Source organism: Thiothrix lacustris DSM 21227, from assembly GCF_000621325.1.
GTDB lineage: Bacteria > Pseudomonadota > Gammaproteobacteria > Thiotrichales > Thiotrichaceae > Thiothrix > Thiothrix lacustris.
Map to the genome: position 1 here is coordinate 21,328 of NZ_JHYQ01000008.1, position 18,051 is coordinate 39,378.

Consider the following 18,051-nt stretch of genomic DNA (forward strand, 5'->3'; position numbering starts at 1 on the left):
AAGGAGATTTACATGGCAACGATTACCCTGCAAGGCAACCCGATTGAAACCGTCGGCGAACTGCCAGCCGTTGGCAGCAATGCCCCAGCCTTCACCCTGACCAAAACCGACCTGTCTGAGGTTGGTCTACAAGACTTCGCGGGTAAAACCGTCATTCTCAACATTTACCCCAGTGTTGACACCGGCATCTGTGCGGCTTCCACCCGCAAGTTCAACGAAGTCGCCAGCAGCAACCCCAACGTTGTCGTACTGTGCATTTCTGCCGACCTGCCGTTTGCGCACAGCCGTTTCTGTGGCGCTGAAGGTCTGGAAAATGTGGTTTCCCTTTCCACCTTCCGCAACGCTGATTTTGGCAGCAACTATGGCGTCACCATCACCACTGGCCCTTTGGCTGGCCTGATGTCCCGCGCGGTCGTCATCGTCAAGGATGGCAAAGTAACTTACACCGAACAAGTGCCTGAAATTGCCCAAGAACCTGATTACGACGCGGCATTGGCAGCAGCGTAACAGCCGTTGTAGGACTAAAGTCCGACCTACACATCACGGTGTGGGTCGGGTTTCAGTTCAATATCAAAGCATAAAAATCAACCACATACCTGCAAACTCCTACCCGCTTGACTACACTCAGTTCGATACACCAATCAGGAACTGACCATGAAAACCCTACCTCACGTGTTGTTCGCCCTCATCATGAGCGCAGGCAGCACAGCGGCCGGTGCTGCCGAATGTACCTCCTCTTTTTATTGTTACGGCAATACGGCTAACACGGTCGTTAGTGTAGCAACACGTCCACCACCGATTCCGCCACCCAACCCACGAGTAGTACAACAACGGCGGCAAGCACAACTTGCCCTGCGTAGCCGCCCCCCTACACCTACCATTGCTAGACCGGCCGCTACCCCAACACCACAACGGGCTGTCACGCCCATCACTCAGCCAACACCACGTGCCAATATTAGGGCGACCCCACCTGCACAACCCAACAGAACATCCAGCAATTGCCAAACATTTTTTAATCAAGCAAGTGCCCTAGAAAGCCAAGCAGTTATCGCATCCAAACAGAATAATCGGCAGCGCTCCATCAGCTTGTTCAAAGAAGCCGCGCGACTGCGTACTCAAGCAACCAAGATGAATTGCCGTTGAACCCGTTCAAACAAGTCAGAATTGCTGATACACTCCATCCAAGAGAAAACAACAGTTATTATCAACGCGCACAAGGAGAGGAACCATGCCACAACTTTTTTCGGCTGATTGGATGAACGAGCTCAAAGACCTTTGGAACGGCGACCCCGATGTTAAGGATAAACTGGCTGCCATTAACTTTAATTCCACCATCGCCTGTGGTTTAAAAGGTGAAAAGCAACCAATCGGTGTATTCGTCGTCGAAAACGGCGAATGCGTCCGCGCTGGCGACTATGCAGGCGAAACCCTGGATTGGGATATGCGTGCTGACCGCAAAGACTGGATGAAGTGGACCAAAGAACCCATGGGTATGGTCGGCCTAGGAACAGCTTACACCTTCGGCAAACTGAAGTTCCTATCAGGTGACTACGGTTCAATGCTAAAAAATCCTGCGATGGCGGGTCCATTTGTCAAATCCTTCGCACTGATGGCAAAAATCGACACGCAATAACACCATAATTTATGGAATAATTTGCGAGAGAAAGCCATCACTAGATGGCTTTTCTTTTATACCCGCTTGGAGGAGACACCACATGAGTTTTATTCGTAACATTCTCGCCCTACTTGGCCTCGTCGCCATTATTGGTGGCGCATTCGCCTATACCAAATTTGCACCCATGATGAATCAATTAGGCGGTGTTGACATCGCCGCTGAAAAAGCAGCACTTGACCAACTCGACCCCAAAGCCAAAGATGTCTACATGGATATGTGGAAAAAGCTGAAGGAAACGGGTACTAGTGCAGGCGCAACGGTCGTTACCTTCCCGGTAAAGGATGGCGTCACTACCGAACAGGTCGAAGCAGCCATGAAATTCAAGGCCAACGAACTGAATATCAAGGGTGTGGGCGAATTGCCACTCTCCGAGCAGGTCAAATTGGAAACGGGCAAAGACCAACGCTTCCTTAAAATTTATCAGTTCTGCAACCCGCAAACAGCTATGCGTATGGTTGATTATAGTGATGCATTCTCCGCCTACCTGCCTTGCAGAATTTCCCTGATTGAAGACAAACAAGGCAAATTGAATCTGTACTCGCTCAATATGGATATGATGATCTACGGCGGCAAAACACTGCCAACTGAATTACTGGAAGAAGCGAAAGGCGTTCAGAACATTATAACATCCATCATGGAACAAGGTGCAACCGGGGAAGAATTCTAATTCTCTCAGGCTATGACTAGGGTTGGTTTGCCGGTACTAATCCCGGCGAACCACTCCTCACGCCTCAGGCTGTTCCGGCTGACCAGACCCGAAAATCACCCCCAAGGTTATCAGCACCATACTCGCATACCATAACCAAAAGCCTGCCCCCAGACCGACAATATGCATGTTGATTTCATGCCCCGGAATATCCGCAAACCAGAAAGCATGACCCGCAACGACCACCCCCACCACTGCCAATAACATCGCCCGATTCGGGTAACGTGCCATCAGCAATACCGCGAGTAATTCCAGCAGATTCGCGTACCATGCAAACTGGAGCATTCCGAACCCTAGCCACCCTGTCGCCCCGATCCAATAACCCATGACAACGCCCTGATCGGTATAAAAAGCAATTTGCGTCAGGGAAACCACCCATAACAAACCACCAAGAAATAAGCTGAGAGCGGGTGCTGACAACCAATCTAATTTGATCATGTGTGACACTGTATTCATCCTGAGTTCCTAAAAGTATCCATACGCGACAATCATATACGCAAACGCATCACCGACGAAATGCTTGGTCAAAGGCTATACACCCGATCTTCACTTAACCACAATCATGGTGCATACTGAGCACTAAATTGGTGCTTAAAAACAAAAACGCACGTTGATAGTGACATTTTTCACTAAAAAACCACCTCAAATCAAAAAACCACAGGACTATCCCCAATTTTGGGCATTCCACTCTAGTCATTGATTAACAAGTAGTTATGATTGTGCATCTTTTATTGGCTCACGTCGTCGAGGTTACTTGGTATGGAGCAACTTGTTTCCGCGTTGGATACCCTGTTCGTATTAATGGGCGCTGTCATGGTGCTTGCAATGCACGCAGGCTTCGCCTTTCTGGAGGTCGGCACTGTCCGCCACAAGAATCAGGTCAATGCACTGGTTAAAATCATTGTGGACTTTGCAGTTTCCACCATCGCTTATTTCTTTATCGGTTACTACATTGCCTATCAGGCTGGTTTCTTCGAAAGTGCTAGCATTTTGGCTGAAAAAAATGGTTATGAACTGGTCAAGTTCTTCTTCCTGCTGACCTTTGCGGCGGCGATTCCTGCCATTATTTCTGGTGGCATTGCAGAACGGGCGAAATTCTACCCGCAACTGATTGCAACCTTCGTGATTGTTGCGCTGATCTATCCGTTTTACGAAGGCATGATCTGGAACAACCTTTACGGCGTACAGGATTGGATCAAAGGCATGTTTGGCTTTGCCTTCCATGACTTTGCTGGTTCAGTTGTCGTCCACGCAATGGGGGGCTGGTTAGCTTTAGGCGCAGTCATTCTGCTGGGGCATCGGCACGGACGTTACACCAAAGATGGCAAACCCATGTCGGCGCATCCACCTTCTAGTATCCCGTTCTTAGCGATTGGTGCATGGATTCTGGCTGTCGGCTGGTTTGGCTTTAACGTCATGTCAGCGCAAAAAATCGGTGGCATCAGCGGGCTGGTTGCTATCAATTCCTTGATGGCGATGGTAGGGGGTATTCTGGCTGCCCTGATTGCAGGCAAGAATGACCCCGGTTTCGTTCACAATGGCCCCTTAGCTGGCTTGGTGGCTGTCTGCGCTGGTTCTGACCTGATGCATCCACTGGGTGCGTTATTTGTAGGTGGTGTAGCAGGTGCATTGTTTGTCTGGGCATTCACCCTAGCGCAAAACAAATTGAAAGTGGATGATGTACTGGGTGTCTGGCCGTTGCATGGCATTTGTGGCGCATGGGGTGGCATTGCCGCAGGCATCTTCGGATTGGAAGCTTTTGGGGGTATCGGCGGTGTTAGCTTCGGCGCACAACTGGTCGGCACGCTGATCGGGATCAGTATCGCGACAGCAGGCGGTTTTGCCGTTTACGGTATTCTCAAAGCCACGCTGGGCATTCGCCTGACGCAGGAAGAGGAATACAACGGCGCTGACCTAAGTATCCACAAGATCAAAGCTAACCCAGATACCTAAAGGTTATGCACATAACGTGCAGTAACTGACTTACAATCAACCCCATTGTTCATCACTTTGGGGTTTTTTGTTGGAAAATATCCTGATCGGGTTAGGCATATTCTCTGCCGTGACCTTTGTCTTATCCCTGCTGCTGCTACCGTGGTTTATTGCGCGGATTCCAGCAGATTATTTCACTCGTCCGCGTGATTCAGACCCATGGCGGGTACTGTTGCAACCACGTGCCTTGCTACGTAATTTGCTGGGATTACCCGTGTTGCTAGCGGGTATTGCCATGCTAGTGCTACCAGGGCAAGGCATTCTCACCATCATGATAGCGCTGGGTATCATGAGCTTCCCCGGCAAATTTGCACTGGAAAAATGGATCATCTCGCGTAAAGGCGTACTCCAAGCGGTGAACTGGATTCGTCAGAAATCGCATCATCCACCGCTTGCAGCACCGTGATTTAGAGCAGCACCTTCTCGATGCCACCCTGCACGGCTTTGCCCACAAAGCCTTGCTGCCAATCCTTGCCCAGCAAATAGTTAGCCATTTCCACCACGATGTAATCGGTTTCCATCCCGGTGTCATCGGCGTAGCGTGACAAACCTTGCTGACAAGCTGGGCAGGAGGTAAGGATCTTCACATTGCCATTTTGCGCCATATCACTACCGGTCAATTCCTTGATACTCTCCTTGAGGCTTTCCGCCTTACGGAAACGTAACTGGCTAGCAATATCCGGGCGGCTGATCGCAAACGTCCCTGCCTCCCCGCAGCAACGCTCGCTCAATACAACGTTGGAACCCGTTAATTGCTGTGTCACTTTCAGCGGGTTAACCTGCTTCATCGGTGTGTGGCATGGGTCGTGGTAAACGTACTGAATACCGCTGACACCTTCCATTTTCACACCCTTTTCCAGCAGGTATTCGTGGATATCGAGCAGGCGGCAACCGGGGAAAATCTTCTCGAATTCATACTTCAACAACTGATCCATGCACGTCCCGCAGGAAACCAGCACGGTCTTGATGTCGAGGTAACTCAAGGCATTCGCCACCCGATGGAACAACACGCGGTTTTCAGTGGAAATCTGCGTGCCTTTCTTCAAATCACCACCGGCATTTTGCGGATAACCACAGCACAAATAGCCTGGCGGCAATACCGTGGTTGCCCCCGTTTCATACAGCATCGCCAGTGTTGCCAAACCCACCTGACTGAACAGGCGTTCCGAACCGCAACCGGGGAAATAGAACACCGCATCGCCACGCTTGTCCGCCGTTTTCACCGGATCGCGCAAAATCGGGATCACACTATCATCTTCCAGCCCCAACATCGCCCGGGTGGTTTTGGCCGGAAGCCCTTTCGGCAGTGGTTTTTTGATGAACTGAATCACCTGCTCCTTAATGGCAGGCTTGCCCAACGTCGCGGCAGGCGGCTTATCTCCACCCAGCAAACCTGTATTTTTTGCCAAAGTGTAAGCAAAACGCTGCGCCTTGTAACCAAACTTGATCATTCCAGTTCGCATCAGGCTGATTTGTGTCGGGTCTTTCATATTCAGGAATTGCATGGATGCCCACGTCACCGGGCTGGTCTTTTTCTTACCACGTTCACGCAGGATGCTGCGCATCCGCACGCTGACTTCACCAAAGTCGATATTCACCGGGCAAGGATTCAAACACTTGTGGCACACCGTGCAATGGTCGGCGACATCGTTCATTTCATCGAAATGACGGATTGAAATCCCGCGACGAGTCTGCTCCTCATACAGGAACGCCTCAATCATCAGCCCAGTGGCCAGAATCTTGTTACGCGGCGAATACAACAAGTTGGCGCGTGGAATGTGCGTATTGCACACCGGCTTGCACTTGCCGCAGCGTAAGCAGTCCTTGATGTCATTGTTCAGCGCACCCAGCTCATTGTGCTCCAGCAGCAAGGCTTCACGTTCCACCAAACGTAGCGATGGCGTGTAGGCATTCTGCAAACCAGAACCCTGCAATAACTTACCCTTGTTGAAGTGTCCGTGCGGGTCGATGTCCTGTTTGTACTCAGCAAATTCGCGGATTTCGCGCTCTTCCAGATACTGGAACTTGGTAATGCCAATGCCGTGTTCGCCGGAAATCACCCCATCCAGCTCACGCGCCAGCACCATAATGGCATCCACCATACGCTCAGCTTCGTGCAACATGCCGTAATCGTTGGAGTTCACCGGAATATTGGTGTGAACATTGCCATCACCGGCGTGCATATGCAGCGCCACGAACAAGCGACCGGTACGAATCTTGCGGTGGATTTTTTCCATCGCCTGCATCAACGGTTCCAGCTCACGACCTGCAAACATTTCCTGCAAAGGACGCACAATTTCCTTGCGGTAAGAAATCCGCAATTCACGCCGCAACAATAAATCAATGATCCGATCTTGTGGGCGTTGTGCCGCTAGTGCGGAGCTATCCAGCAAATCCTGATGGGCTGCCGCAGGTTCGGCAAACACCGCCAGAATCTTCTCCCAGCGGGTTCTACGCTGCTGAAGATAATCCACTGCATGTGCCAGCTTATTCGCCCAGATGGAACTGCGCTCCTCACTGGCCTCATAGTCCGCCACTCTGCGTAATTCTGGCAAATCACCGGCAAGGTGTTCCAATAAGCCATCAATCATACGCAGCTTGTTCTGCATGGACTGGCGGATATTGATGGTTTCGATGCCTTCGGTGTAACGCGCCAGGTTGCGCAGCGGAATCACCACGTCCTCGTTGATCTTAAAGGCGTTGGTGTGTGCCGCAATCGCCGCCGTGCGTGAACGATCAGCCCAAAACTGGCGACGCGCTTCCGGGCTAACTGCCGTGAAACCTTCCGCATTCCGCGCATTCGCCAAACGCACCACTTCAGCAGCGGATTCAGCCACGGCTTTCTCATCATCGCCGACGATATCCGCAATCAGCACCATTTTCGGCAACATACCGCGTGCGCCTTTCGGGGTGTATTTCACCGCTTTGACGTAGCGTTCATCGAGGTGTTCGAGGCCGGAAAGCAGCACATCGTTACGCCCGTCGAGGTAGTCTTTCACTTCCACAATGGCGGGGACGGCTTCGTGCAAATCCGTGCCGTAGAATTCCAGACAAACGGTACGAATTTGATCCGGCATCCGGTGCAGAATGAACTCGCCGGAGGTGATCAGGCCATCGCAGCCTTCCTTCTGGATACCGGGCAAGCCGCCGAGGAACTTGTTGGTGACATCTTTGCCCAACCCCTCCTTGCGGAAATAGCGCCCCTCAAAGGTGAGGATCTGCGGCTCACCTTTGGTGGTTTTACCGTCCGGCTGGAAACGTTGTACGGAAAACTGCACCGTCTGCTGATCGTGGATTTTGCCAAGATTGTGGTTCAAGCGTGTCACTTCCAACCAATCCGCATCCGGCGTGACCATGCGCCAAGACAGCAGGTTGTCGAGTGCGGTTCCCCACAGCACGGCTTTCTTACCACCGGCATTCATGGCGATATTGCCGCCAATGGTGGAAGCATCCTGCGAGGTTGGGTCAACGGCGAAAACCAAACCGTGTTTGCCTGCCAAATCAGACAAACGGCGGGTAATCACCCCTGCCCCGGCACGTACTATGGCCACGCTTTTATCCACACCCGGTAAATTAGTGCGGTGTTGGACTTCACTGAGGAATTCGAGCTTTTCGGTATTGATCACCGCGCTGCGTGCATCCAGCGGTACTGCGCCGCCAGTGTAACCTGTGCCGCCCCCACGCGGTATGACGGTCAATCCCAACGCAATACACTCACCCACCAAGCCAGCCATTTCTTCTTCGGTATCCGGCGTCAGCACCACGAAAGGCAGCTCTACGCGCCAGTCGGTGGCATCAGTAACATGGGATACGCGGGCAAGGCCATCAAACTGGATGTTGTCCTTGCGGGTCAGTTTTTGCAGGCGCTTACGCGTTTTTTCACGTAAATCGTATTCATCGCTGAAAGCTTCAGCGAATCGTACCAACGCGGCGCGGGCAATCTGCGTCAGCTCTAGGCTTAATGCATTGCCATTGGCACGCTCCTCGATTTTATCGACTCTGTCGTTAAGCGTATCTAACAGGGATTGACGCCGATCACGCGTTTCCAGTAAATCGTCGTAGATGTAAGGGTTACGCTGCACCACCCACATATCCCCAAGGATTTCCTGTAGCATGTGCGAGGAAAGCCCCGTCTCACGCTTTTCACGCAAGGCTTGCAGGATTTCCCAAGCGCGGTCGCCCAACAAACGTTGCACGATTTCCTTGTCGGAGAATGAGGTGTAGTTGTAAGGAATTTCCCGGATCGGGTGGCTGGCTGTCATAGCGTTCACGAATGCTCTTGTGCAAAGGTGCATAGTGTAACGCGCTGCACCATTGAAAAAAACCCGTTATAACAAAGGGGATTGTTTCTTTACGTAGAGAGAAGGTCAAGCACCTGTATAACAGTGACACCCTGATAAGAACGTATCCGCTTGTCATTCGTCACGAAAAAATCGCAGTTATTTTCCAGTGCCGTCGCCATATGCAGCGCATCCGGTGTTCTCATTAGGGTTTCCCCACCAATCTTTGCCGCTTTCAAGAAAGTTGCCATACTTAAGCCAAATACAGAAAAATGACCGGAATGCAGCAACAATCCCTCGTACTCGGCAACGATGTCATGCGCACCATCCCGATAGGGCTTAATGAGCAACTCCGTGAGAGTCAGTTCGCCCGTACAAGCGGTGATCTCATCCCGATCAATCATTTCAAACAACGGTTTGACAGCATCGAAAAAGATCTCATGCCCTTCCACGAAATAGATAAACGGATTGGTATCAAAATAGACGCTTTTGCCCTTCACTTGCTCCAACATGCTTATCTATCCCACTCATCACGCTGGCTAGAAATGAAGGCATCTGCTTCCTTAGCGGTGGCATAGGTGCGCTTTTTACCGACTCCGGCATAGCGGAAAATACTCTCGCGGCGTTGTGTTATCTGGGCAGGGCGCATAAAAACACCATTACTGCGAATGAAATATTCAATATAGGTATCTGGCTTGGCGTGAAGAAACGCCATCACATCTTTAGGAAGTGTGATTTGATTTTTTTCCCGTACTCGTATCATTGCCATGATAATCACCGCAGAAGTTGTTAGAAAATAGGATTTTCTTACTATATTCTTAACTTACCCGTAAGTACATAACACTATTTCTCATCATCACCACAAACGCTGACCAGCGGCAATTTTGGCAAGCACGTATTGCTGAAAGGCGGGTGAGCCATACGCAATGGCTTGTTGTTCGCGTTGGATCTTGCCATTGATAACGTCTTGTTCCAGATACACCAAGGGGCGATTGTGCTGTTCGGCGAATTGTTTGAGCCAGTTCAAGGCGCGGGGGGGAATGCGTTTACCGACGGGAATGGCGACATCAACGGGCATACCCTGCCATTGGAACTTATTGAATAGCACCATGACTTTGGCTTCATGCGGCCTCATCCAATCGGGTAGCGGGCTATTGGGAATGACCCAGCCACAGTTGAAGTTATCACAAGGGTCGAGCGGACGATTGGCATAATCATTACAACCTTTACCCGTACTGTGTGGGCAGGGGCAACCGGGATAGACATCCGTACCCTTGATATTCATTTGCACCCAGCCGTCACAACAGGCGGTACAGGGCTGGCATTGGCGATTTGACAATTTTCTCATGCCCTAATCATAACGAGAAAAGGCTCCCGAAGGAGCCTTTTCTTTAACTGTCAACTAAAGTCCAGAAGGATCTTAGAATTCAGTCACTAAGCCAACTTGAGTAGCCGTGATCTTGTCAGTAACATTAATATCATGCTTAGGATTTTCACGCTCATTCCACATCAGGTAAGTAGAAGTCTTTTTGCCCAGAGCATAATCAACACCAACAGTGGTATTGGTCTCTTCGCCACCAGTGTCACGATCGCTTGAACCGTAGCCAGCTTTCAACGTTGCAGCGCCAGTTTTGAAACCACCAGCAACATACATGTTGGTATCAGTAGCAGTGCCAGCCGGGAAACCAGCAGTCTCAGCCGCAGCACCGTCGCCTTCAACTGTTTCATATACGAAGTTAGCGAAATGACCAGCTTCATGCTTATAGCCAAGACCAAGGTTGATGTCAGTACCAACGTTATCAACAGCAGTGTAGCCTAAACCAGCATAAATAGGGCCATTGCTGTAGTTAACCATGGCAGTGTTAGCAGGGTTATTTAAAGCGGTACCAGCAGTGTTAACTGTGTCGTCACCCAAAACGTCAGTGCTGTGAGCAACAGCAAAGCCAACAGGGCCAAACTTGTTGATGTAAGCAACTGCGTTGTTTACACGGTGTTTATCAGCCGCGATGATTTCAGACATTTCAGCTTGATTGTTGTCAGCAAACGCATCCAAGCCAGAAGTAGCCAGTTTAGCTGGGGTGTCATGCTTACCAACGCGAACTTCACCGAAGCCGCCTTTCAAGCCAACAAACTGGTTACGTGAACCTAGGTTGGTACCATCACCGTCAATGTCTACGCTCATTTCTAAGCCGTAAGTAGCAGCCAAGCCGTTATCCAGCTCAGTTGAACCTTTGATGCCGAAACGTGAAGTGTTGTTTTCAACAACAACGTCTGCGTCGGTATCAGCGCCAGTATCCAATGTACCAACAGTAGCGTGCAGTTTGCCGTACAGAGTAGTATCAGCCATTGCAACAGCAGGTGCGATCAGTGCAGTAGCAACTGCGATTACGAGTAATTTTTTCATGAGTCGACTCCTATTAGAAGGTTTGTCCTGTCAATTAAGATTTGATTTCGATTTGTTCAATCTGACGGGACTATTTATACATCCCTTGCCAGCGTCTTGCAACAGCTTTTTTGCAAATACGCTACAAATTTTACTGCCAATGTTGCAAAAATGCCACAAATATTGTTGACTAAAACGGCAGAATCCTGACAAGCGGTAGTATCTGTAATTTCAAACGCTTAGATGCGATAAAGCCACAGGTAATAACACGCTGTGGCTTTGTTGATACACACTGAACCTTTTCGAATAACCGAAAAGAACGGTGAGTTTAACGCTTGGAGAACTGGGTAGCGCGACGTGCTTTGTGCAAGCCGACTTTCTTCCGTTCAACCTTACGAGCGTCACGAGTCAGGAAGCCTTCAGACTTCAACTCAGCACGCAGGGTTTCATCATATTGCAACAGTGCACGGGCAATACCGAGGCGGATAGCGCCGGACTGACCAGTAATCCCACCACCCGCAACGGTAACTTGGATATCAAACTTTTCTGCCATCTTAACAGTATGCAGCGGCTGGCGAACAACCATGCTTGCTGTTTCGCGACCGAAGAAATCACCCAGTGCTTTGCCGTTAACAGTGATCGCACCGCTACCTGCGCGCATGAATACGCGGGCAGATGAAGATTTGCGACGACCGGTTCCGTAATATTGTGTTTCAGCCATTTCTAATTCCTACCCGATCAAAAGTCCAGCGCTTGCGGCTGCTGTGCTTGGTGGTTATGTTCTGTGCCAGCGTAAACTTTCATTTTACGGTACATGGCGCGACCCAATGGATTTTTTGGCAGCATGCCTTTGACAGCGAGTTCAATCACTCGGCCTGGTGCACGTTGTTGCATTTTCTCAAAGGTAAAAGCACGCATGTTACCGATATAGCCGGTATGGTGATAATAGGTCTTATCTTTGAATTTGTTACCCGTGATACCAACCTTGTCAGCGTTGATGATGACGATGTAGTCGCCGGTATCAACGTGCGGGGTGTACTCTGGCTTGTGCTTGCCACGCAAACGCCGGGCAACTTCGGAGGCCAAACGGCCTAGCGCCTTACCTTCGGCATCAACGACGAACCAATCGCGTTTTACCTCAGCCGGCTTTGCACTGAATGTTTTCATCTTGCTCAATCCACTTCTTAAATCTGTTTTGCCGATCCGCCCCAAACCTTGAGAAGGTGGGGGAACGAAGAAACGGCGCATTTTAGGGGAATCGCGACTGTTTCTCAAGTGTTAACGCACTGCCATCGACAAAAAAATGCCTCACGCACAACGGGAGGCAAGTATTTAAGAGACAAACACATGAAAAAAATGAGCGACCCACATAGCGCTCCCTTCACGAAAAAGAGAGACAAAAAAACGCGGCTCAGGTGAGCCGCGCAATTACCACCAAAGGAGGATGGAGGAGTGTTAAATCGGTAGTAAACAATATGAGAATATACTAATATTCCAATCTTTCCTTGTCAACATCCTGTAACAAATTTGGTGAAAATTTTTCATATTTTTCATATTTATGGTGCACAGGCGCACCTAAAGAGGGCGTATGCAATACGACCCTACCAATGACCGGGCGTAGGGTCGTATTGCATACGCCCTCTTTGCACCCAAAATCTTCCAACCAATAAGCCTTTTGCACGCTAATCATCCTGCAAACGGCTAAGGGCAGCTTCTGATAACGCTTACCCAATCGGAAACCAATCAGTTTTACCAAGGTTTGCAAAGCAGCTAAGGGCAACAACCAAGCCTTGCGTTTATACAAATAACGAATCAGTGAGCGCACGTAAACCCATGCCTCCCTATCCGGCGCACCGACAGCCTTCATTAAAGGCTCTTCAGAAGCATGAAATACGCCCACATCAAAATAGCGCCGAAACATTTGCCACAACGTATAACGGTGTGAATGCTCCACCGTACTTTCTGCCGAATACACGGCTTTCCAACCCGCCAACAACAGGCGTGCCGCCACGTAACTGTCTTCACTGACAATAATATGTTGTGGAAACCCGCCGATACTCCGTAATGCACTGGCGCGATACACCGCATACACGTCTGACGCAAACGCCGCTCGATAGCCCATGGCTTTGAAACTCTCACGGTCACGCACGGAAGAGATTGCCGGATAAGTAAACCCACGCGCATGACATTCGAGCAAATCAGCACCGGCACGTGGCAAATGTCGCCCGTACACCATCCCCACATGGCTATCCGCATCGCAATGCCGCAGCAAGGTTTCCAGCGAATCAGCTTGTTTGAGGATGGCATCCTGAGTCAGGTAAACCAGAAACTCAGCATCAGGACACAACTCTGCCGCCCGTTGGCGCGTACCACCGTGACTAAAATCACGCGGGTGAATACGCTGCACCTCCAGCCCCGCCGCCATAGCCAATTCTGCTGTATGGTCTTCTGACAGCGAATCAATCACCAGATAGCGCCCAGCTTGCACTGTCTGCTGCTGGATAGCCTTGATCCATTCCGGCCACAAACGCCCCGCATTGCGAGTCAACACAATAACGGCCACATCAGGGCGCTGAATTATCGTTGTCATAGTTATCCCCCTGTTTACTGTTTACGCAAAAAGCAGCAACGCCAAATTACCCAGAACGCCTTGCTTAAATAGCCGGTGATGTAAAATATGTTGCCGCCGTCGCCAACCTTGCAGATAACGCAACCCGGCTAATGCCTCCACCTGCTTATAATCCTGTACATTCAGACGTCCACCGAAGCGATGCAGAAAAACTTCCGCTTGCTGGCTCCACGCTTCTACCCGCGCACTCAAACCATCCAGTTTCGCAGGCTCCGCCCCAATCAAATTATGATCATGCTGTCGATACAAAAGTAGTGGATGAGGCAAAGCCTGAATCTGCCCAAACCAAGCACACACCAACGCCAACCAACGATCATGCTCCATTGCCCGCAACGGCAACGGAAAAGCCATATTCGCAGCAGCACGATTGAAAGCCGCCGCACACCCAGTCACCACATTGTTCAACAAATAGGCTTGTTTACGCTGCATCACATCAAAGTTGCGGTAATCCCAAAACGACACCGCCTGCAATGACCGCCCCTCATCCACCACCACCAGATCAGAATGCACCAGTAACGGCATATCCTCACCGTATTGCGCCTCCATCCGACGTAACGTGGTGTATTGCAACTCCACTTTCTCCGGGAACCACACGTCATCCTGATCACAAAACATCAGACACTGCGCGGTGCTAGCCTCCACCAAACGGCTGAAGCTCAACTTACTTCCCAAATGATTACCATCCAGCAATAAACCCGCCAGCTTTTCAGGGTGTGCCGCCTGCCACTTCAATAGGATACGCAAGGTCTGATCTGACGAACCATCATCTCTAACCAATAACTGCCAATCCTGAAACGTCTGCTTCTCTAGCGACGCCAATAATTCAGCCAGCCAACGCTCCCCGTTCCAAGTCGACAGCAAAATTTGTACACGTGACGTATCCATCATGTTGCTTCAAACCACCCACGCCACCATTTTGCCGCCGAACGATCTTGCAAGAACAAACGCAAGCGAATACTGTACCAAATCAACATCGCCTTAATACCGGGACTAAAACAACGCCCGCGCCCTGATGAAAAACGAAAGGCCAATGCATACACAAACAGCTTCATTGGGCTCAAAATCATACCCGCCTCCTGTTATTATTTTTTACTATTGACCGAGGTAACCCCTAATTATGCCCATAGCCTTGGTGATTGTATTACCACCTACTGTCCAGTGACTGAACACAATCGTGTTAATTAATAGTACAAATCAAAACCTCTAAACAAAATGAATGGCAACGTTAGCCCTTGGGTTCTTTTTCTATAGTTTGCTAAACTCGCGCTGCTTCATCAGACATCCATCTTTCAGAGTCAATCGCATTTAATGATCACACAAAAAACCTCCGGCAAACATTTCTTACACCCGCGCTACTGGCTGACTTGGTTCGGTCTGGGCTTTCTGTGGCTGTTGGTGCAACTGCCGTGGGGCGTGCAAATGTGGCTGGGCAAGCAATTCGGCTTACTCATGTTTTACCTGTTACCCAAACGTCGGGAAATTTGCTGCATCAATCTGGAACTCGCCTTCCCCGAACGCACTGCGGCGGAACGCGCCCAGCTCAACCGCGAGCACTTCATCTCGCTGGGGCGCGGCTTACTGGAAACCGCCCTGAGCTGGTGGGGCGACGATGACAAACTGGCACAGCAAACCGACATCGAAGGGCTGGAAAACCTGCAAGCAGCGATGCAACAAGGCGGCGTAGTATTGCTCAGCGCCCATTTCACCAGCCTCGAACTTGGCGGACGTTTAATCGCACAACGCATCCCGCTACACGTTATTTACCGCCCGCACCAGAACCCGCTGATCGAATGGCGTGTCGCCCGTTTGCGCTCGAAACGTTACGGCAAAGCCATCTCCCGCGACAATATCCGCGACATGCTTCGCAGCCTGCAACAAGGGCATGTGGTGTGGTATGCGCAAGATCAGAATTTCGGGCATAAAAACGCCGTATTCGCGCCTTTTTTCGGCATAGAAGCCGCCACCAACACTGCCACCAGCCGCCTCAGCAAACTTGGCAAAGCGCAAGTCGTGCCGTTTTTCACGCTGCGAACTGCTACCGGCTATCAATTACGTTTCCTGCCAGCACTTGAAAATTTTCCCAGTGAAGCCATACTTGACGACACAACCCGAATAAACAACCTCATTGAGCAACAGGTACGCGAGTTCCCCGCCCAATATTTATGGACACACCGCCGCTTCAAGGATGACCCCTCCGGCGGCAACCGATACATTCTCTATTCCAAGGAAAACCAATGCAAATCGCACAAAATACCGTAGTCACCATGACTTACACCCTCACTGATGACAAAGGTCAAGTGCTAGACCAAGCTGATGCTACCCAACCGTTTGCCTACCTGCATGGCGCAAGCAACATTATTCCAGGGTTAGAAGCACAGTTGGAAGGTAAGCAAGCCAATGACAGCATGATCGTTACCGTCGCTCCAACTGAAGCCTACGGTGAATACGACGAGCGCATGACCCAGCAAGTGCCACGCAGCATGTTTGAAGGTGTCCCCGAAGAGCAAATCGTCGCGGGTGCTGCTTTCCATGCCCAAACAGGCGCGGGCAACCAGACCATTCGCATTGCAGCCGTCGACAATGACACTGTTACCATCGACGCCAACCACCCACTGGCGGGCGTTACCTTGACGTTTGATGTCAGCATTATCAGCGTCCGCGCCGCTTCTGAAGAAGAAGTTGCCCACGGCCACGCACACGGTGAAGGCGGCCACCACCACCATTAAGCCCTCAGCGGTAGCGTGTTGGCAACAAACCCAGCTCAACCCTGTGTTGCCACAGGGTCTGTATACTGATCAGATGCTGTGCATCCTCAGATTTGCTGGAAAAAAACCGCACGCTACCCTGCCCTGTTTCAAGCCTGCGCAAATTCTGCTGATCCAGCACGCGGATTAACTGGTGCGTCACGGGTGTACTGGTTTCCAGCACCGTCATTCGCCCATGCGTTACCTCGTGGATTGCTTCCGTCAGAAAGGGGTAATGCGTACACCCCAATACCAGCGTATCCACCCCCGCTTCCAGCAAAGGCAGCGTGTAATGCTTCAACAACTGACGCACCGCCTCGCTACTGAAATCCCCCGCCTCCACATGCTCCACCAAACCGGGGCAGGCTTGCGCCATCACTGTCACTTGACTGGCATGATCGCGAATCAAATGCTGCAAGCGTGGGCTGTTCACCGTTTGCTGCGTCGCCAGCACCCCAATCACCCCGGATTGCGTCAACCGTGCCGCAGGTTTCACCGCAGGCTCTATCCCCACCACCGGAATCGGCAACATACCGCGCAAATAGTCCACCGCATGAACCGTCGCGGTATTACACGCCACCACCAACACCTTAACCCCTTGTTCCAGCAAGAAATCAGCCATCTGCTTGCTACGGGTACGGATGTATTCCGGTGTTTTCGCCCCGTAAGGCGCATGACCCGAATCCGCCACATAAATCAGGTCTTCCGCAGGCAGCAAACGGTGAATTTCGCGCAGCACCGAAATGCCACCCAAACCGGAATCAAACACCCCGACAGGTTGTTCGCGCTGTGACATGGCTTACTGGTTTTCCTGCAAATACTGTAACCAAGCTGCAAATAATGCCTTATCGGGGGAAATTACCACCGAACGCGGCTCCAGCGCGGGTTTAAACACAGCCTCACCCTGCAAAGTACAGGCATAGCCACCCGCTTCGGCGAGAATCAGCGTCCCCGCCGCCAAATCCCACAACTTCATGCCGCCGTGCAAGTACACATTGCCCCGGTTTGCCGCCATCCACGCCCACTCCAGCACGCAACTGCCGAGATTACGCTGCGAACCATACGGCGGCTGGTGCATCAACGCCTGTTTCAACGGCAACGACAAACGCTTAAAATCCACAATGGCCACCGCATTGCGCAAGGCAAATTCACTGGACTGGCAACGTAACGGCTTGCCATTCAACCAAGCACCCTGCCCGCGTACCGCGCTGAACATTTCGTCGCGCACCGGATCATACGTCAGCGCCAACACCACTTCGCCCTGCTGAAACAAGGCCAGCGACACCGCAAACAGTGGAATGCCCGCCGCGAAATTGCTGGTGCCATCCAGCGGATCAAGACACCACAAAGCATCGGCTTCGCGCAACAAACACGCCTGCTCCTCGCGCTCCATTTCCTCGCTCAGAAACGCAATCTCAGGCCATTGTTGTTGGAGAAACGTGGCAATACGCCGATTAGTCGCCAAATCTGCTTCCGTTAACAAGCTACCATCCTGCTTTAACGCAAAGCCCACGTGCTCGAAACGCGGTAAAATTTCCTCGCGTGCAATTTGACGTATTTCCTGCACCAATACTTGCAAATCAGGCTGCATCATTTAACCTACCCAGCGTTACCAAAACGCTAACAATACAAGGATACCCAC

At 51.0% G+C, this 18,051-nt stretch carries 21 protein-coding genes; 8 read left to right on the forward strand and 13 right to left on the reverse strand.

Translation table 11 applies throughout. The features are described from left to right. Nucleotides 1–12 precede the first annotated feature (12 nt). From tpx to Q394_RS0105320, 4 genes are all read left to right on the forward strand, one after another. Nucleotides 13–507 (forward strand): thiol peroxidase, encoded by a 495-nt coding sequence (gene tpx, locus Q394_RS0105305; protein ID WP_028488351.1) that lies wholly within the window; start codon nucleotides 13–15, stop codon nucleotides 505–507. Between the two features lie 147 nt (nucleotides 508–654). Continuing rightward, nucleotides 655–1,143, forward strand: coding sequence for a hypothetical protein (locus Q394_RS0105310; RefSeq protein WP_028488352.1), 489 nt, complete (start codon nucleotides 655–657; stop codon nucleotides 1,141–1,143). A gap of 85 nt (nucleotides 1,144–1,228) precedes the next feature. Then, the gene (locus Q394_RS0105315) at nucleotides 1,229–1,633 is read left to right on the forward strand and encodes a hypothetical protein (RefSeq protein WP_028488353.1); all 405 of its coding nucleotides are present in this window, start codon (nucleotides 1,229–1,231) and stop codon (nucleotides 1,631–1,633) included. Between the two features lie 82 nt (nucleotides 1,634–1,715). After that, nucleotides 1,716–2,342, forward strand: coding sequence for a DUF302 domain-containing protein (locus Q394_RS0105320; RefSeq protein ID WP_028488354.1), 627 nt, complete (start codon nucleotides 1,716–1,718; stop codon nucleotides 2,340–2,342). Nucleotides 2,343–2,399: 57 nt separating this feature from the next. On the opposite strand, the gene Q394_RS0105325 is transcribed toward Q394_RS0105320, so the two are convergent. Continuing rightward, a complete protein-coding gene (locus Q394_RS0105325) occupies nucleotides 2,400–2,837 on the reverse strand; it encodes a hypothetical protein (protein ID WP_028488355.1) in 438 nt (145 codons plus the stop codon). A 303-nt stretch (nucleotides 2,838–3,140) separates the two neighbouring features. Here Q394_RS0105325 and Q394_RS0105330 point away from each other — a divergent pair, with 303 nt between their 5' ends. Further along, a complete protein-coding gene (locus Q394_RS0105330) occupies nucleotides 3,141–4,334 on the forward strand; it encodes an ammonium transporter (RefSeq protein WP_028488356.1) in 1,194 nt (397 codons plus the stop codon). A gap of 109 nt (nucleotides 4,335–4,443) precedes the next feature. Then, nucleotides 4,444–4,779, forward strand: coding sequence for a PGPGW domain-containing protein (locus tag Q394_RS0105335; RefSeq protein WP_245606734.1), 336 nt, complete (start codon nucleotides 4,444–4,446; stop codon nucleotides 4,777–4,779). A gap of 1 nt (nucleotide 4,780) precedes the next feature. On the opposite strand, the gene Q394_RS0105340 is transcribed toward Q394_RS0105335, so the two are convergent. From Q394_RS0105340 to Q394_RS0105385, 10 genes are all read right to left on the reverse strand, one after another. Continuing rightward, nucleotides 4,781–8,635 (reverse strand): DUF3683 domain-containing protein, encoded by a 3,855-nt coding sequence (locus Q394_RS0105340; RefSeq protein WP_028488358.1) that lies wholly within the window; start codon nucleotides 8,633–8,635, stop codon nucleotides 4,781–4,783. 89 nt (nucleotides 8,636–8,724) lie between these two features. After that, nucleotides 8,725–9,165, reverse strand: a complete 441-nt coding sequence (locus tag Q394_RS0105345; RefSeq protein ID WP_028488359.1) for a type II toxin-antitoxin system VapC family toxin — start codon at nucleotides 9,163–9,165, stop codon at nucleotides 8,725–8,727. A gap of 2 nt (nucleotides 9,166–9,167) precedes the next feature. Further along, a complete protein-coding gene (locus Q394_RS0105350) occupies nucleotides 9,168–9,422 on the reverse strand; it encodes an AbrB/MazE/SpoVT family DNA-binding domain-containing protein (RefSeq protein ID WP_028488360.1) in 255 nt (84 codons plus the stop codon). A gap of 87 nt (nucleotides 9,423–9,509) precedes the next feature. Continuing rightward, a complete protein-coding gene (locus Q394_RS0105355) occupies nucleotides 9,510–10,001 on the reverse strand; it encodes a hypothetical protein (RefSeq protein WP_028488361.1) in 492 nt (163 codons plus the stop codon). Between the two features lie 72 nt (nucleotides 10,002–10,073). Further along, nucleotides 10,074–11,057 carry a porin gene (locus Q394_RS0105360; RefSeq protein WP_028488362.1) on the reverse strand — a complete coding sequence of 328 codons (984 nt, stop codon included), beginning with the start codon at nucleotides 11,055–11,057 and terminating at the stop codon, nucleotides 10,074–10,076. Nucleotides 11,058–11,364: 307 nt separating this feature from the next. After that, nucleotides 11,365–11,757: a 30S ribosomal protein S9 gene (rpsI, locus tag Q394_RS0105365; RefSeq protein WP_028488363.1), complete on the reverse strand. Its 393-nt coding sequence runs from the start codon at nucleotides 11,755–11,757 to the stop codon at nucleotides 11,365–11,367. A gap of 17 nt (nucleotides 11,758–11,774) precedes the next feature. After that, a complete protein-coding gene (gene rplM / locus Q394_RS0105370) occupies nucleotides 11,775–12,203 on the reverse strand; it encodes a 50S ribosomal protein L13 (protein ID WP_028488364.1) in 429 nt (142 codons plus the stop codon). Nucleotides 12,204–12,522: 319 nt separating this feature from the next. After that, nucleotides 12,523–13,626, reverse strand: coding sequence for a glycosyltransferase family 2 protein (locus Q394_RS0105375; protein WP_028488365.1), 1,104 nt, complete (start codon nucleotides 13,624–13,626; stop codon nucleotides 12,523–12,525). 21 nt (nucleotides 13,627–13,647) lie between these two features. Next, on the reverse strand, nucleotides 13,648–14,553 hold the full coding sequence (locus Q394_RS0105380) for a glycosyltransferase (RefSeq protein WP_245606735.1): 906 nt from the start codon (nucleotides 14,551–14,553) through the stop codon (nucleotides 13,648–13,650). Continuing rightward, nucleotides 14,550–14,732: a hypothetical protein gene (locus tag Q394_RS0105385; RefSeq protein ID WP_028488367.1), complete on the reverse strand. Its 183-nt coding sequence runs from the start codon at nucleotides 14,730–14,732 to the stop codon at nucleotides 14,550–14,552. The genes Q394_RS0105380 and Q394_RS0105385 overlap by 4 nt, the downstream gene beginning before the upstream one ends. Nucleotides 14,733–14,973: 241 nt before the next feature. On the opposite strand from Q394_RS0105385, the gene lpxL reads away from it, so the two are divergent. Beyond that, a complete protein-coding gene (gene lpxL, locus Q394_RS0105390) occupies nucleotides 14,974–15,924 on the forward strand; it encodes an LpxL/LpxP family Kdo(2)-lipid IV(A) lauroyl/palmitoleoyl acyltransferase (RefSeq protein WP_038140612.1) in 951 nt (316 codons plus the stop codon). Then, on the forward strand, nucleotides 15,900–16,391 hold the full coding sequence (locus Q394_RS0105395; protein WP_028488369.1) for an FKBP-type peptidyl-prolyl cis-trans isomerase: 492 nt from the start codon (nucleotides 15,900–15,902) through the stop codon (nucleotides 16,389–16,391). The genes lpxL and Q394_RS0105395 overlap by 25 nt, the downstream gene beginning before the upstream one ends. A gap of 4 nt (nucleotides 16,392–16,395) precedes the next feature. On the opposite strand, the gene murI is transcribed toward Q394_RS0105395, so the two are convergent. After that, a complete protein-coding gene (gene murI / locus Q394_RS0105400) occupies nucleotides 16,396–17,205 on the reverse strand; it encodes a glutamate racemase (RefSeq protein ID WP_028488370.1) in 810 nt (269 codons plus the stop codon). 3 nt (nucleotides 17,206–17,208) lie between these two features. After that, a complete protein-coding gene (locus tag Q394_RS0105405; RefSeq protein ID WP_308896721.1) occupies nucleotides 17,209–18,003 on the reverse strand; it encodes an inositol monophosphatase family protein in 795 nt (264 codons plus the stop codon). Between the last annotated feature and the right edge of the window lie 48 nt (nucleotides 18,004–18,051).

Coding starts and splice junctions, on each gene's coding strand:
- tpx (WP_028488351.1), top strand. CDS start 13: ATGGCAACGATTACCCTGCAAGGCAACCCGATTGAAACCGTCGGCGAA.
- Q394_RS0105310 (WP_028488352.1), top strand. CDS start 655: ATGAAAACCCTACCTCACGTGTTGTTCGCCCTCATCATGAGCGCAGGC.
- Q394_RS0105315 (WP_028488353.1), top strand. CDS start 1,229: ATGCCACAACTTTTTTCGGCTGATTGGATGAACGAGCTCAAAGACCTT.
- Q394_RS0105320 (WP_028488354.1), top strand. CDS start 1,716: ATGAGTTTTATTCGTAACATTCTCGCCCTACTTGGCCTCGTCGCCATT.
- Q394_RS0105325 (WP_028488355.1), bottom strand. CDS start 2,837: ATGAATACAGTGTCACACATGATCAAATTAGATTGGTTGTCAGCACCC.
- Q394_RS0105330 (WP_028488356.1), top strand. CDS start 3,141: ATGGAGCAACTTGTTTCCGCGTTGGATACCCTGTTCGTATTAATGGGC.
- Q394_RS0105340 (WP_028488358.1), bottom strand. CDS start 8,635: ATGACAGCCAGCCACCCGATCCGGGAAATTCCTTACAACTACACCTCA.
- Q394_RS0105345 (WP_028488359.1), bottom strand. CDS start 9,165: ATGTTGGAGCAAGTGAAGGGCAAAAGCGTCTATTTTGATACCAATCCG.
- Q394_RS0105350 (WP_028488360.1), bottom strand. CDS start 9,422: ATGGCAATGATACGAGTACGGGAAAAAAATCAAATCACACTTCCTAAA.
- Q394_RS0105355 (WP_028488361.1), bottom strand. CDS start 10,001: ATGAGAAAATTGTCAAATCGCCAATGCCAGCCCTGTACCGCCTGTTGT.
- Q394_RS0105360 (WP_028488362.1), bottom strand. CDS start 11,057: ATGAAAAAATTACTCGTAATCGCAGTTGCTACTGCACTGATCGCACCT.
- rpsI (WP_028488363.1), bottom strand. CDS start 11,757: ATGGCTGAAACACAATATTACGGAACCGGTCGTCGCAAATCTTCATCT.
- rplM (WP_028488364.1), bottom strand. CDS start 12,203: ATGAAAACATTCAGTGCAAAGCCGGCTGAGGTAAAACGCGATTGGTTC.
- Q394_RS0105375 (WP_028488365.1), bottom strand. CDS start 13,626: ATGACAACGATAATTCAGCGCCCTGATGTGGCCGTTATTGTGTTGACT.
- Q394_RS0105380 (WP_245606735.1), bottom strand. CDS start 14,553: ATGATGGATACGTCACGTGTACAAATTTTGCTGTCGACTTGGAACGGG.
- Q394_RS0105385 (WP_028488367.1), bottom strand. CDS start 14,732: ATGATTTTGAGCCCAATGAAGCTGTTTGTGTATGCATTGGCCTTTCGT.
- lpxL (WP_038140612.1), top strand. CDS start 14,974: ATGATCACACAAAAAACCTCCGGCAAACATTTCTTACACCCGCGCTAC.
- Q394_RS0105395 (WP_028488369.1), top strand. CDS start 15,900: ATGCAAATCGCACAAAATACCGTAGTCACCATGACTTACACCCTCACT.
- murI (WP_028488370.1), bottom strand. CDS start 17,205: ATGTCACAGCGCGAACAACCTGTCGGGGTGTTTGATTCCGGTTTGGGT.
- Q394_RS0105405 (WP_308896721.1), bottom strand. CDS start 18,003: ATGATGCAGCCTGATTTGCAAGTATTGGTGCAGGAAATACGTCAAATT.